At 37.2% G+C, this 13422-nt stretch carries 14 protein-coding genes; 4 read left to right on the forward strand and 10 right to left on the reverse strand.

Going from position 1 to position 13422, the window contains the following annotated elements; all coding sequences use genetic code 11:
* Nucleotides 1-51: 51 nt before the first annotated feature.
* The 5 genes from MKJ01_RS16905 to MKJ01_RS16925 form a co-directional block, all read right to left on the reverse strand.
* Nucleotides 52-561, reverse strand: coding sequence for a PPC domain-containing DNA-binding protein (locus tag MKJ01_RS16905; RefSeq protein ID WP_241615332.1), 510 nt, complete (start codon nucleotides 559-561; stop codon nucleotides 52-54).
* Between the two features lie 62 nt (nucleotides 562-623).
* A complete protein-coding gene (locus MKJ01_RS16910) occupies nucleotides 624-1607 on the reverse strand; it encodes an aldo/keto reductase (protein WP_241615331.1) in 984 nt (327 codons plus the stop codon).
* A gap of 122 nt (nucleotides 1608-1729) precedes the next feature.
* Entirely contained in the window at nucleotides 1730-2344 is a 615-nt protein-coding gene (locus MKJ01_RS16915; RefSeq protein WP_241615330.1) for an NAD(P)H-dependent oxidoreductase, read from the reverse strand.
* Nucleotides 2345-2512: 168 nt separating this feature from the next.
* Nucleotides 2513-3289, reverse strand: coding sequence for an alpha/beta hydrolase (locus tag MKJ01_RS16920; protein WP_241632707.1), 777 nt, complete (start codon nucleotides 3287-3289; stop codon nucleotides 2513-2515).
* 223 nt (nucleotides 3290-3512) lie between these two features.
* On the reverse strand, nucleotides 3513-4361 hold the full coding sequence (locus MKJ01_RS16925) for an AraC family transcriptional regulator (protein ID WP_241615329.1): 849 nt from the start codon (nucleotides 4359-4361) through the stop codon (nucleotides 3513-3515).
* Nucleotides 4362-4551: 190 nt separating this feature from the next.
* Here MKJ01_RS16925 and MKJ01_RS16930 point away from each other — a divergent pair, with 190 nt between their 5' ends.
* Together MKJ01_RS16930 and MKJ01_RS16935 are read left to right on the forward strand one after the other, a co-directional pair.
* On the forward strand, nucleotides 4552-6129 hold the full coding sequence (locus MKJ01_RS16930) for a Na+/H+ antiporter (protein WP_241615328.1): 1578 nt from the start codon (nucleotides 4552-4554) through the stop codon (nucleotides 6127-6129).
* A gap of 85 nt (nucleotides 6130-6214) precedes the next feature.
* Nucleotides 6215-7111 (forward strand): LysR family transcriptional regulator, encoded by an 897-nt coding sequence (locus MKJ01_RS16935; protein WP_241615327.1) that lies wholly within the window; start codon nucleotides 6215-6217, stop codon nucleotides 7109-7111.
* 2 nt (nucleotides 7112-7113) lie between these two features.
* Here the strand turns inward: MKJ01_RS16935 and MKJ01_RS16940 are convergent, their stop codons facing one another.
* Complete coding sequence (locus MKJ01_RS16940) at nucleotides 7114-7548, reverse strand: GNAT family N-acetyltransferase (protein ID WP_241615326.1); 435 nt, start codon at nucleotides 7546-7548, stop codon at nucleotides 7114-7116.
* A 165-nt stretch (nucleotides 7549-7713) separates the two neighbouring features.
* On the opposite strand from MKJ01_RS16940, the gene MKJ01_RS16945 reads away from it, so the two are divergent.
* A complete protein-coding gene (locus MKJ01_RS16945) occupies nucleotides 7714-8589 on the forward strand; it encodes an aldo/keto reductase (protein ID WP_241615325.1) in 876 nt (291 codons plus the stop codon).
* 249 nt (nucleotides 8590-8838) lie between these two features.
* Complete coding sequence (locus tag MKJ01_RS16950) at nucleotides 8839-9093, forward strand: hypothetical protein (RefSeq protein WP_241615324.1); 255 nt, start codon at nucleotides 8839-8841, stop codon at nucleotides 9091-9093.
* 76 nt (nucleotides 9094-9169) lie between these two features.
* Here the strand turns inward: MKJ01_RS16950 and MKJ01_RS16955 are convergent, their stop codons facing one another.
* From MKJ01_RS16955 to MKJ01_RS16970, 4 genes are read right to left on the reverse strand one after another with little or no spacing between them, the layout of a single operon-like run.
* Nucleotides 9170-10507, reverse strand: a complete 1338-nt coding sequence (locus MKJ01_RS16955; protein WP_241615323.1) for a UDP-N-acetylmuramate--L-alanine ligase — start codon at nucleotides 10505-10507, stop codon at nucleotides 9170-9172.
* 4 nt (nucleotides 10508-10511) lie between these two features.
* Nucleotides 10512-10949, reverse strand: a complete 438-nt coding sequence (locus MKJ01_RS16960; protein WP_241615322.1) for a hypothetical protein — start codon at nucleotides 10947-10949, stop codon at nucleotides 10512-10514.
* A 17-nt stretch (nucleotides 10950-10966) separates the two neighbouring features.
* Nucleotides 10967-11773 (reverse strand): 1-acyl-sn-glycerol-3-phosphate acyltransferase, encoded by an 807-nt coding sequence (locus MKJ01_RS16965; protein ID WP_241615321.1) that lies wholly within the window; start codon nucleotides 11771-11773, stop codon nucleotides 10967-10969.
* Nucleotides 11774-11799: 26 nt separating this feature from the next.
* Nucleotides 11800-12426 (reverse strand): CoA pyrophosphatase, encoded by a 627-nt coding sequence (locus tag MKJ01_RS16970; protein WP_241615320.1) that lies wholly within the window; start codon nucleotides 12424-12426, stop codon nucleotides 11800-11802.
* Nucleotides 12427-13422 lie beyond the last annotated feature (996 nt).

Below are 13422 nucleotides of genomic sequence, written 5' to 3' on the forward strand. Positions count from 1 at the left end.
TTTGTTGAAAGTTATTTACACAAAGCGCCTCTCCGTGGAGAAGCGCTTTGCTTATTTCTGGCAGTTTAGTTGTAAAACATTAGCATTAAGCGGCTGTTCTATTTTCCGTTCCAGTTTCTGATCATTTACTGTTACATAAATTTCCATCGAGCCTGTTCCGACGTGCAATGATAAAATATGTCCGCCATATGCATTGAATCTATTATCTGTTGCCACACCGTGAACATGAATGGAAGGGCCTTTTTCATTCCAGGCGATTGAACCTGTAAGGCTTCCCATTTCCACTTTATTGAATGTTTTCGGATTAAATTTTTTAGCATCGAAATCATAAAATCCAAAAGTGACTTCTGATGCAAAACCGATTCCGGTAAAACTTGCGAACGGAATGTTCTCGTTTTTCGCCAGATTTTCAATCCCGGCAATGACATCATCTCCCTGTCGGAATACCATCAGATAACCGGTCTCTGTTTTTGTATAACGGCAAATATCTTTTTTCTGTGCTGAAAAAGCACTCACTGTCAGGATGGTACATAATAGAATCGTATTTTTTAAAACCTTCATAATCAATTAATTTAATTTTTATAATGAAATTATTGCACCAGTTCTGTAAATGTTCTCTTCAGTTAGATTTCTTTCAGCTCGGAATTGATAAAATCCAATTCTTCAGGAAATAGATTAAAAGACAGGGCTTGCGCATTTTCAATCGCCTGCTGTGCGTTTCTTGCTCCGGCTAAAACAACGGTAATGGCAGGTTGTAAAGTCGTCCAGCGTAAAACCAACTGTGAAAGACTTGCTCCTTTTTCGAGAGCAATGGGTTCGATTCTGTCTAAGAAGTTTTTTACTTTGGTTAACTCAAACTGCGAAAAATAGCCGTTCCTGTGATCATTTTCTTTTAATTTGTCTTCTTTGAAATACTTTCCGGTCAAAAGTCCTCGTTCCATCGGGCTGTATACTATAATTCCTGAATTGTTTTCTAAAGAGTAAGGCACTAAGTCATTTTCAATAGCACGGTTCAGCATGCTGTAAGAAACCTGGTTGCTGGCTAGTTCCAATGTTTTACCGGCTTCCTCCATTTGATCAACCGAATAATTGCTTACTCCTGCAGCTCTGATTTTACCCTGCCTGATTAATAATTCCACGGTTTCCATGGTTTCATCGATTGGGGTCGTATGATCAGGCCAGTGAAGCTGTAAAATATCAATGTAGTCTGTTCCAAGTCTTTTAAGACTTTCTTCCACTTCCTTCATGACATTCTTTTTTGAAGCGAATTTGTAAACAGGAATTTTTTTACCGTTATCATCCGCATCGAAGAAAAATTCGCCCTTCCCATTATTGCTTCCGTCCCAGACCAATCCGAATTTCGTTAACAACTGAATTTTTGAACGGTCTTTTCCTTTGATGGCTTCTCCAATCATTTCTTCACTCAACCCGAAACCGTAGAACGGAGCGGTGTCAATAGAAGTCACTCCGTGATCCAGAGATGCATGGATTGAATCTATAGAATCTTTCTTTTCATTTCCGCCCCACATATTCCCGCCGATAGCGAATGCACCATGGGTAATCACAGAAAGCGCTACATCGCTATTCCCTAATTTTCTATATTCCATTTTATTTGTTTTTTCGATTTAATAATTTTCCGTTCAATTATACTTTTTATCCTGTAATTTTTCCGCTACCGTTCCACCGATGTATCCTTTTAACCCTGTTATTAATACCCTTTTTCATCAGATCAGGCAAATTGTGTTTTCAGTTCTTTTTCAAAAACAGAGACCAGATGTTCTCTGTACCGTTTCATATCACGTTCCACATCTGCATTCTTCTCCACATCATGGAAATGGAAACTCTCCATCTTTTCCAAAGAAACAAAAGCATTCATTCTGTGAAAACCAAACAGCGGCCCTTCATCTACACTGGTTTCATTGAAAAATTCCCCGGGAAGGGTAAAAGCAGTTTCCGGTGCATTCCAGCTTGTCGTCACCATATATTTTCTCCCTCCCAACATTCCGCCGGTTCCGTAATTGATTGCTGGGTTGTCAGAAGTTCTTCCGTCGCTCATGTAGATTCCTTTGGCATGCCCCGCTGTGAATACTTCATCAATATATTTTTTCAAACCGTTCGGGAGCTGGAACCACCAGATCGGAGTGTGATAAACAATGTAATCTGCCCAGACGAATTTCTGCACTTCTTCATTTTTATCATATCCCTCATTGATATTCGTTATTTTTATTTCGACATTTCTGAATTCCTTTAAAACCTGAAGCGTATTATCTGCAATGGTTTGATTGTATTTACCTCCGGAATGTCCGAAATTTTGTCCGCCGTTAATGATCAGTATTTTTTTCATTATGATAAGTTGTTTAATTATGATGCAAAGTTATAACTGATCATTGTATAATAAAAATAATATGATTAATAGTATTGTATCAGAATTATAATGGATAATGATTTGTACTCAAATATAAAAGCTGCTTCACAAATTGTGAAACAGCTTTTATATCGTTGTGTTTATAAATTATTTAACTTCTTTTGAAGCTTTTATAATAACATCTGCTACCTCCTGAGGATGAGAAATAAATACGGCATGGCTTCCTTTTATTTCTGTGATTTTTGCATTTCCTTTTTTATACATCTTTCTTTGGATAGAAGGAAGAATGGCTTCATCCTGAGTTGCTACAATTCCATATGAAGGTTTTGTTTTCCATGGCGCTTTGGTTACTTTGGCACTTAACGCTGCTGCTGCAAAACGTCCTTGCGAAGCGTACATAAAATCGGTCTGTGCTTTAGGTAAATCCGCTGCAAATCCGGCATGGAATTTTTCTTTGTCATAATAAAGAATTCCTTTGTCATCTGCGGGTAAAATACCGTTCTTTGGAGATCCCGGTTCTGTTTTTGCCCAGTCAAGTGCAGACTCGCCTTCACCCAGCTGAAATGCTGCAATATATACCAGAGCCGCTACTTTAGGATGATCTCCGGCTTCTGTGATAACACTTCCGCCATAAGAATGCCCTACAAGAATAGTAGGTCCGTCCTGTCTGTCAAGCGCTGCCCGGGTTGCTTCTACATCATCTGCCAATGAACTCAGCGGATTTTGTACTACGGTAACATGATACCCTTTTTTGCTCAGAATATCATAGATGTCTCTGTACCCCGATCCGTCTACAAAAGCACCGTGAACCAAAACTACGTTTTTAACCACTGGTGATTGGGCCATTACAGAGATTCCGCCTAACAGCATGAAGAAAATGGATAAAACTGCCCCGAACGATTTTAAAATTGATGTTTTTTTCATAGTATATAAATTTAAAATTAATAATTACCGATTATGAATAAACAATTTCATTTGGGATACACTGGCTCTTTTAAAATTAAGCTTTTGTTGTCACTGAAAAATCAGGTTCACTACCAACTTCTTTGCTGTGCTTCCGTATCTGGAATTATTTACAGGACAAAGATATGGCAGTGGTATAGCTGAAAAAATAGTATAAAGTTGATATTTGTTGTACTTTTTTCTATTATGGGTTGCTTTTCTTGAAAACCGCAGGAGATACTCCTGTTTTATTTGTAAATAATCTGTTGAAATAAGCAGGATCATCATATCCCAAATGATAGGCAATTTCTTTAACGGTATAATTTGAATACCATAACAGGCGCTTGGCTTCAAGCACAATCCGGTCTTTTATAATATCGTTCGGAGAAGCTAAATGAAGCCGGTTGAATTTTGTTGAAAGTGTTTTAGGGGCAATATTCAAAAGATCAGCATACTCGGCAACGCCATGCTTTTTACGGAAATGGATCTCAACAAGACGGCTGAAATCTCTGAAAAACTCCATTTCTCTCGCAGGTTCTTCGTTAAGTTGCCCCAACTGCTGTCTTTTCCAGGCACGGGTAGCTTTTATAATCAGCTGTTTAAGATAGGTTCTGATCATTTCCTCTTGGGAAGAATCTTTAGCGATAAGTTCATTTTGGATATTAAGATATAGGTTTTCGGTATAAACGCATTCTTCATCTGAAAGTGTCGTCTGGGGAAGGTTATAAATGTTATTGAAAAGGATACCATCACAAGCCACTTCCGCATCATGGATCTGAATGCAGTAAAAATCTCTGTTGTAATAGATGAAATGCACTTCCTGCTGTTCAGCATGTTTAATCCTTACTTTTTGATGGTTGCCTACAAAAAATAGTGCGGGAGCATCGGTAAGATATTCATCAAAGTCTATTGTGATATGACAGGATTTAGGAAAGAAAAATATTCTTATATAGTCATTATACTCTGCTTTACTGATCTCATCAAAGGAAGTTTCACCGATAATAAGATAACCGAACAATTTGTGATTGTATTCGTAATTGCTGTTGAATTTCATGGTAAGCTAATATAAGGTACTCATCAATTATGTAACTGATCAAAATGAATAAAAACTTAAGCAAATTTATAAAATTTAAATATAGGTTTGGAATTGTATAATTTTTTTAAAGAGCAAGGGCTGTATAAATTTTAAACAGGTTCTGAATATTTCTAAATTTAATATATATTTAAATACCCAAAAATTATCTATGTTAGAACATTTTGAATTTTATCTTTTTTTGGTTCTCCTCATCACGATGCTCATTATGCTGGCAAGAAAAATTCAGGTTGCCTATCCTGTTTTGCTTGTACTGGCAGGGCTTTTAATCAGTTTTATTCCCGGAGTACCTCTTGTTAAAATTGAACCTGAACTCATATTTATTATTTTTTTACCTCCATTACTGTACGAAGCAGCATGGTCAACCTCGTGGAAAGAACTTTGGCGATGGCGCAGGATTATTTTCAGTTTTGCTTTCGTCGTTGTGTTTTTTACCGCATTATCGGTTGCCATTTTTGCTAATTATTTTATTCCGGGATTTTCTTTGGCCCTGGGATTTTTACTGGGCGGAATTGTTTCACCGCCTGATGCGGTAAGTGCCGGAGCAATATTGAAATTTGTGAAAGTGCCGAAAAGACTGGCTTCCATACTGGAAGGCGAAAGTCTGCTCAATGATGCTTCCTCTCTTATTATTTTCCGGTTTGCCATGATCGCTGCGGCAACCGGACAGTTTATATGGTATGAAGCAGCGGGAAGTTTTGTGTGGATGTGCATCGGCGGCGTAGGAGTCGGGCTTATTATCGCCTATATTTTTATGAAAATGCATAAAATTTTACCCACCGATTCAAATACCGATATTTTACTGACTTTTATTGCGCCCTTTTCGATGTATCTGGCTGCGGAACAACTTCATGCTTCCGGAGTTTTGGCGGTGGTCTGCGGCGGATTATTTCTCTCTTACCGAAGCCACGATTTTTTAAGCAGTGCATCCCGGATACGGACGGTAACCGTTTGGGAAAGTTTTTGTTTTTTACTAAACGGGATTGTTTTCATGCTTATCGGTTTGGATTTATCCGAAATTATTTCCGGATTGGGAAATACGGATATTTATACTGCAATCGGTTACGGAATTGCAGTTACTGCAGTGCTGATCATTGTTAGAATTCTGGCAGGCTATGCTGCGGTAGTCACCACTTTAATTATGAGAAATTTTATCACGGTTGCAGATGCACAATCGCCCGGTTGGAAAACTCCCATGATTATTGGCTGGACCGGGATGAGAGGTGTGGTTTCTTTAGCTGCAGCCCTTTCCATTCCGCTGACTTTAGATGACGGAACGCCTTTTCCCCAAAGAAATCTGATTCTTTTCATCACGTTTGTCGTGATACTTTTAACGTTGCTTGTTCAGGGGCTTACACTGCCTTTTTTATTAAAAAAATTTCCACCTATAGACAGGGATTTTGTAAGAAGCGAAAAAGAAATCGATTATGATATCCGAAACAGCCTCGCGCAAGTTGCAGTTGATAAGATTCGCAAGGATTATGCTCACAAAATAGAAAGCTTCCCTGCATTGAAAGATCAGTTACAGAAATATGAAAACCAGTTGAGCAGCTCTGAAATCATTATTAATTATGCTGAATACCGAAAAATTTATATTGATATTCTCGAAACCCAGAGAAGCTGGCTTATCCATAAAAACCGTGAAGAGCTATTGCTGGATGAAGAAATCATCAGAAAACACCTTCGATTGCTGGATCTTCAGGAGGAAAGACTCAATATGAAAGGTTAGAAGCTGAAAATCTCAATATTCTTATTAGTATATTATTTATATAATTATTTTCTAATTTTGTATCATAATATTGATAATTGCAATTATGGTCAATCTCGAATGGTACCGGACTTTTAAAGCGATTTATAAAACAGGAACATTAACCGGAGCAGCTGAGACACTATTTATTTCGCAGCCCGGCGTGAGTCTCCATTTAAGTTCATTGGAAGCTTACGTTGGATATAAATTGTTCGACAGGACAGGGCGGAAGATGATTCCAACGGAAAGAGGAAAAGTTTTATTCAATGCAGTTTCTGACCCTTTGGCCAGATTGGAGGATGTTGAAAAAAACTTCCAGAAATCTACAGAAAAGCATACTCCTACAATCAGTTTGGGAATGTGCTTTGAAACCTTTCAAACGACTCTGGAGCAATATGTTTCTACGTTGCCGTTTAATTTGATTATCAGCTTTGGGGAATATCCTGAAATGCTGGACCAGCTGGATAAAGGGATTTTAGATTTAATCATTACGCCCAAAAAAGGAACATCACCTAATGTTTTACATGAAGCCTTCTCTTCTGAGCGGATTATTCTGGTGGGCGGAAACGAAATTGATACGGAAAGTTTCCGGAAAGTAATCAAAACAAAAGGTATTGAGCATGCCGAAGAGTGGCTGAAAAAGGAAAAATGGTACGGAACAACAGGAGATATGGAACACCTTTTCCAGTTCTGGATCCTGAATTTCGGTCATAAACCCAATTTCCGGCCTAATTATATTGTTCCCAATCTGAATTCAATTGTACGCTGTCTGAAAGGAGGAACGGGCCTAGCTGTGGTTCCGGATTTCCTATGTAGAAATGAAATTGAAAATGGTGAGATAAAACTGATTTGGGAAGGTGAGAAGAAGCTTAAGAATACTTTGTATTTCGGATGCCGGAAAAACACGAATTACCAGGAGGAAATAGCCCATATTAAAAGCTTGTTCAGACAGGTCATGAGCTGAATTTATAAAGTCATATGAATGATCGGATAAGGTTTTCCTGAACTGTCTTTTTCCGATCTTCCTATGGGTTTAAAGCCCATTTTCTCATAAAATCCGATGGCCTGTGGATTTTGTTCGTTGACATCAACTTTAGACAGTTGGCTTTTTTCTTTCATAAACTGATATAATATTCTGCCAAAGCCATTCCCGCGTGCCTCATCATGTATAAAAAGCATTTCCAGATTTTCTTCTGCAGCCGCTGCAAAACCTTTTATTTTTTTATTTTCAGCAATCAGATAGACCTCAAGATGAGGTAAGTAATCTTTTGGAATTACTTTTTTAAAATAATTAAAGTCTTCTTCTGAAAGAAAATGGTGAGTAGCTTTTACGGCAGATTCCCAGATATTCATTATTTCAAGATAATCATCCTGTGTTGCCAATCTGATCTCATGTGCCATGATGCTGTAATTTTTACAAAAATAAAGATTGGAAATGAAATGGTATAATAGCTGATATAAATAATAGCTTACGTTTTGAAATATAAGTAAAACAGATAGCCTATCATGTCAAAAAATTGTCGGAAATTTGTTTAAGAGCATATTTAAAAATCAACAAATCATAGTATGGAAAAGAAAATATATACGGGACAGCCCGTTATTACATTAAATAACGGAGCTGATATTCCGGCTTTAGGATTTGGAGTCTGGCAGATGGAAAACCTGCAGGAATGTGAAAATGCAGTCCTTAAAGCAATCCAAACCGGTTACAGAATGATCGATACGGCTGCAATTTATCAAAATGAAACTGCTGTCGGAGATGCTGTAAAAAATAGTGGGTTAAACAGGGAAAATCTGTTTGTGACTTCAAAATTATGGGTTCAGGATACTTCTTATGAAAAAGCAAAGGATGCATTTCAGAGAACTTTGGACAGGTTACAGATGAATTATCTGGATATGTATCTTATTCACTGGCCGTACGCAGATTTTTTAGGTGCATGGAGAGCGATGGAAGAGCTTTATCGTGAAGGAAAAATTAAGGCCATTGGCGTTTGTAATTTCACCGTTGAAAAACTGGATGAATTAAAGGCACATTCAGAGATACATCCGGTGATTAATCAGATTGAATTACATCCTTTATTCCAGCAAAAAGAACTTCAGGTATACAACAGGAAAAATAATATCATCACACAGCCATGGAGTCCTCTTGGAAATGGAAATGCAGGACTTTTAGATCATAAAGACTTAAAAAATATTGCTGAACAGTACAATAAAACGGTTGCTCAGGTGATTTTACGATGGCATTTGCAGGAAGGATTTTGTGTGATTCCGAAATCGGTGACGCCTGCAAGAATTGAGGAAAACTTCAATATTTTCAACTTTGAATTATCAGAAGATGACATGAATGTAGTCCGCTCTTTGGATACAGGAAAGAGACTGTTCTTTGATCCGAAAGATCCGGAATGGGAACAGAAGATGTTGAATGCTGTAGCGGATCTATAAAGAGACCGAGAAATGTGGATTTATTCCAGGAAATTTAATGAAGAAAAAAATATCATCACTTTAGACCGTCATTATATTTTTTCTTTTATGACATCAGATGGATTTTGTGAAAGACTTTTAAATGCTGAATTACTGATTGATCATGATTTCAGTTATATCTTTCAGATGACAGCTTTTCAACATGAAAAAATGACTAAAAACAGATCTGATCTCTTCATAGAAAAAGGAAAGGTGCCGGATAAGATTTTCATGTATTTAGAAAACCTTTTAAATTCCGAGTATAAGGATTTGCGCCAAAATTATTATCCTGCTCAGCTGGCTGTCACCGATTCAGGAAATCAAACATTCATTTTGAATTTTGACACAGAATTTTTAAACGTAAATATTATAAATGGTTATCCCAAAGTGTGTTTTGAGACAAAAGCAGAATTGCTGTTGTTTGAGTTTAATGAATATTTAAAAAACTGGGTAGAAACAAAATACCAAGATTGGCTGCAAGTATAGTCATTTAAATATACGATAACCAGTAAAATTAAAGCTGCACTCTTATGAATGCAGCTTTTTATTGTGTAAAATAAAATTATTTTATCAGATCGAGACCTCCGAAATTACCAGAGCTCATCATCAGATAAACTCCTTGAGACTTATCTAACGTGTTCCAATACCCATGAAGTTCTTCGGCATTGGTAAAGACTTTTAAATTCTCATTTTTAAATTTTTCTTTGATCAGTTCGGTAGAAATAGGTTTCATTCTTTTAATTTTTAACGCATCTTCAGAATAGAAAACAATTGCTTCATCCAAACCATCCATCGCATGGTCATATTGTTCCAGAAATACAGGATTTAAGCTTGAATAGGTATGAAGCTCAAGAAAACCATATTTCTTTTCTTTTTTAAACTGTTCGCAAAAAGCTTTTACCGCCGCTTTTACTTTGCTCGGTGCATGGGCAAAATCTTTATACAGTGTTCCGTTGTCTTCTCTTTCTACTTTTTCAAGACGTTTCGAGGCGCCTTTAAAGCTCATGATAGCTTCATAGAAATCTTCGTCCATAATTCCTAAATGGTGGCAGATATGCCTTGCGCCTTCAAGGTTCAGCAGGTTATGCGCTCCGAAAACAGAAAGCGGAATATCACCCATTTCCGTTTTCAAATGAACTTTCCCTTCAATAATTTCGTATTCAGGAGTGTGGTAAGGGATTTTTCTGAAATAATTATCAGCTGCTTCCACTACTTTTACCACTTCTGCATCTTCTTCATTATATACCAGAATTCCGCCCGGTGTAATGCTTGCTACAAATTTTCTGAATGGCTCGATATAATCATCAAACGTTTTGAAAACATTGATATGGTCCCAGGCAATTCCGCTCATTAAAGCGATATTGGGATGGTACAATAAAAATTTAGAACGAAGATCAATAGGAGAGGACAGGTATTCGTCACCTTCCAATACCATAAAATCATTATCCTGCGTCAGTTTTACCATACAGTCGAAACCTTCCAGTTGAGCTCCAACCATAAAATCAACATCTTTCTCATGAAAATTCAGCACATGAAGAATCATAGAAGTAATGGTTGTTTTTCCATGAGAGCCGGAAATGACAACACGGGTTTTATTTTTAGACTGTTCGTAAAGAAATTCAGGATAGGAATAGATTTTTAGGCCTAATTCTTTTGCTCTGGCCAGCTCGGGATTGTCCTGATGTGCATGCATGCCAAGAATTACGGCATCCAGATCAGACGTAATTTTTTCAGGAAACCAACCTAATGTGGCGGGTAAAATTCCTTTCTTCTCCAGTCTTGACCTTGATGGTTCAAAAATAGCGTCATCTGAACCTGACACCTGGTATCCTTTATCTTTTAATGCAATGGCAAGGTTATGCATGGCACTTCCGCCAATTGCAATGAAATGTGTCTTCAATGGATTACTGTTTTTTTACGTTATTATTAATAAGCTGCTGGAAGACATTCGTGATATTTGTCCAGTTCGTTCTGTAAGCCGGCATGATGGAGCTGGCGTCTGTTTTATTACCTTCGTTGGCGCCTTTTTTTACATTAACAGAAGTGGAAATCTGATCATAGATCTTTTTATGATCTTCCTTTATTTTTCTGAAATTATTCTGGGTAAGCGTACGCTCTATATTATTTATATCCTCCTGAGACACCTTGAAATCCTGCTTGTACTTTTTTCCTTGGCCCTCGAAAGAATAGTGGGCATTATTTCCTTTAATCAGCAGATTCTCATATATCGGCGCAAAGCCTCCGCTTCTGGAATAGCTGATATCGAAATCCGAATATACCTTCTGGCTGTTGCATGATACTAGTACAAGGAGGGCAAATAAGATTTCTGTGATTCTTTTCATAATAAAAATGTTATGCTTCAATTATCCGGGTCCTTTTGTTCTGATTTTTTAGCTTTCAGTTCTTCATCATATTGGTGGAGCAGATTGAAATTTTCAGTCTGCTCAATCGCAGTCATGATCTTATTGAGAATTTCCTGGGCATTTTCTTTATCGTAATCGATATCAAGAGGCGGTTTGAATTCCATTGTAGGTTTTACACCTGTTACTTTGACGCGAAGCCCTTTCTTATCGAAAGCCCTGCGGAATCCGTTAATTTTTATTGGAATTACAATGGGGCGTTGGTTCTTCACCAGTTTCGCCGTTCCCCTTCTTCCCTGGGCAAACGCTGAGGTTGTACCTTGAGGAAAAGTAGCGACCCAGCCATTATCCAGAGCTTTCATGATGTTGTCAACTTCACTCATATCCACAATTCTGTTGACATTTTTTCCTTCGGCCCTCCAGGTTCTTTTTACGGTAACTGCGCCGGCTATTTTAAAGATTTTCGGGAGAATTCCTTTATTCATGGTCTCTTCGGCAGCAACATAATAAAAATCAATTTTTGGATTTAATAGATAAATCGGATTTTTTATCGTGTTCAGATAGCCGTTATTGACCGAGCAGAAAGCATGATACATCGCTGCTACATCGGCAAAATAAGTCTGGTGATTGGATACGAACAATACATTGGAATCCGGAAGATCCACAAGATATTCAGTCCCTGTAATTTTCAGTTTGTTAAAGCCGTTGAATCTTCTGTAGGATACGATTCCCAGAATGAAGATAATCAGCCTTTTTAAAAAATAAGGAGTACCGAATGCATCGGTGAAAATGTTTTTCTTCGCCATCTCTCAATTAACACAGTACTGCAAAGTTACATTTTTTTCAGCAACTGGCTGAATTCGCTTAATATCATTGCCGTAGCTCCCCAGATAATATATCCGTTAAAATTAATCACCGGAACTTCTTTTCCTCCTGCGCTAGGCAATCTCATAATTTCGGGGGTATCGGGAAGATTCAAAAAGCTTATTACAGGAAATTCAATCACTTCTACGGCTTCAGTCTGTTGTAATATAAATGCCGGATTCCTGCTGGTGTATGATATATAAGGATAGACATAAAAATTACTGGGCGGAATATAAATCGGGGACATTTCCCTGATGATTCTTATATAATGCTTGTCAATACCGATCTCTTCGGAAGTTTCACGGATTGCAGTTTCTGCAAAGTCCCGGTCCGTTTCCTCGCGTTTCCCGCCGGGTAAAGAAATCTGTCCGCTGTGCCGGTCATGTTCGTTAATGGTTCTCTGGATCAACGGAAAATGCCATTCATCATTTTTTAGATACAGCGCAATATTGACAGCTGCAAATTTTGGATTGTTTTTTAAAACTTCTTCGTAAGTAAATACAGGACGATAGGGCGGGGAGAATACGCCGTGGGCATGTTCTCCCGGCAATTCAGTACTTTTAATTTTTCTCAGTAAATCTTTTCCAAAACTCATACTCCAAATTTAATAATATATTTGAAGAATTAAAAATGGCAAATGTTAATTATATAAGGATAAGTCATAAAACATTCAGGAGATTTTTTGATTTTTTTCTTTTGGAGCTTCATCCCGCTATTCACTTTTACTCCTCACTCCTTTACCTGTCCACTGCTGTTCCTTTGCTTTGCCTTGCCTGTTGCGGGGTAACCGTTACTATCGGGGCTAGGGTTTTGGTAATATGATCATATCCAATTAAACATACTACCATATACTATATATAAATAAGATACCAAGTTATAATTTCCCTCCGTTGGAGGGATGTCAAAAATTCTTTAGAATTTTTGACGGGGTGTTCAATAAGGATTGTGTACTCTTTTAAAACCTCTAGACTTTAATAAATACTACAAGAATGCCGTTGTTATTAATAAAGTAGGGTAAACAACAACAGTAAAAGAAAACCTATAAACTTCCCTAAGAATGGATATATGTAAAAACAAATCCTTTTCTATCGTATACACAATTCCTTTTTATTTAATATAATCCTTTTCTTTCTTCCCTATTATTGGAATATAATTTCCCTTCATAGATCATATTTCCACTACACTCAATTCGGATTCGTTTCCTGTGGATAACTATTACCTTTTCATAATGCTAATACAATCAGGTGAATAGCTAAGGGAGTTTCCCACAAATGTAGCTTCTGATTCATATTATGTTAAGTATATTTGGATTATAAGGATTAAAGTTAGTATTTTTGCCCCACTTAAAACGAGAGATTGTTTAGGGTAGCGCAGAAGAGTTTTTAAATAAGCGGAAACATTAAGAACTAATTATTCTACTTTACTTTATATATGATATGATAATAATGCCCTTTACTTAGGTAACGGACTTTTATAAAAACAATATAAAGAAAGAGAGCAAATAAATCATCAGGCAGGTCTTTTAAAATTTCATTAAAAAAGATTTGCGGGATAGAAAAAGATTTGTATCTTTGCAGTCCGGTAAAACGGG

The sequence above is a fragment of the Chryseobacterium sp. SSA4.19 genome, assembly GCF_022601875.1.
Lineage (GTDB): Bacteria > Bacteroidota > Bacteroidia > Flavobacteriales > Weeksellaceae > Chryseobacterium.

What these genes read in the sequence shown, in the direction of transcription:
- MKJ01_RS16935 (WP_241615327.1), top strand. Translation starts at nt 6,215, where the DNA reads ATGGTCAATCTCGAATGGTACCGGACTTTTAAAGCGATTTATAAAACA.
- MKJ01_RS16910 (WP_241615331.1), bottom strand. Translation starts at nt 1,607, where the DNA reads ATGGAATATAGAAAATTAGGGAATAGCGATGTAGCGCTTTCTGTGATT.
- MKJ01_RS16965 (WP_241615321.1), bottom strand. Translation starts at nt 11,773, where the DNA reads ATGGCGAAGAAAAACATTTTCACCGATGCATTCGGTACTCCTTATTTT.
- MKJ01_RS16950 (WP_241615324.1), top strand. Translation starts at nt 8,839, where the DNA reads ATGTATTTAGAAAACCTTTTAAATTCCGAGTATAAGGATTTGCGCCAA.
- MKJ01_RS16905 (WP_241615332.1), bottom strand. Translation starts at nt 561, where the DNA reads ATGAAGGTTTTAAAAAATACGATTCTATTATGTACCATCCTGACAGTG.
- MKJ01_RS16945 (WP_241615325.1), top strand. Translation starts at nt 7,714, where the DNA reads ATGGAAAAGAAAATATATACGGGACAGCCCGTTATTACATTAAATAAC.
- MKJ01_RS16915 (WP_241615330.1), bottom strand. Translation starts at nt 2,344, where the DNA reads ATGAAAAAAATACTGATCATTAACGGCGGACAAAATTTCGGACATTCC.
- MKJ01_RS16925 (WP_241615329.1), bottom strand. Translation starts at nt 4,361, where the DNA reads ATGAAATTCAACAGCAATTACGAATACAATCACAAATTGTTCGGTTAT.
- MKJ01_RS16930 (WP_241615328.1), top strand. Translation starts at nt 4,552, where the DNA reads ATGTTAGAACATTTTGAATTTTATCTTTTTTTGGTTCTCCTCATCACG.
- MKJ01_RS16920 (WP_241632707.1), bottom strand. Translation starts at nt 3,289, where the DNA reads ATGAAAAAAACATCAATTTTAAAATCGTTCGGGGCAGTTTTATCCATT.
- MKJ01_RS16940 (WP_241615326.1), bottom strand. Translation starts at nt 7,548, where the DNA reads ATGGCACATGAGATCAGATTGGCAACACAGGATGATTATCTTGAAATA.
- MKJ01_RS16960 (WP_241615322.1), bottom strand. Translation starts at nt 10,949, where the DNA reads ATGAAAAGAATCACAGAAATCTTATTTGCCCTCCTTGTACTAGTATCA.
- MKJ01_RS16970 (WP_241615320.1), bottom strand. Translation starts at nt 12,426, where the DNA reads ATGAGTTTTGGAAAAGATTTACTGAGAAAAATTAAAAGTACTGAATTG.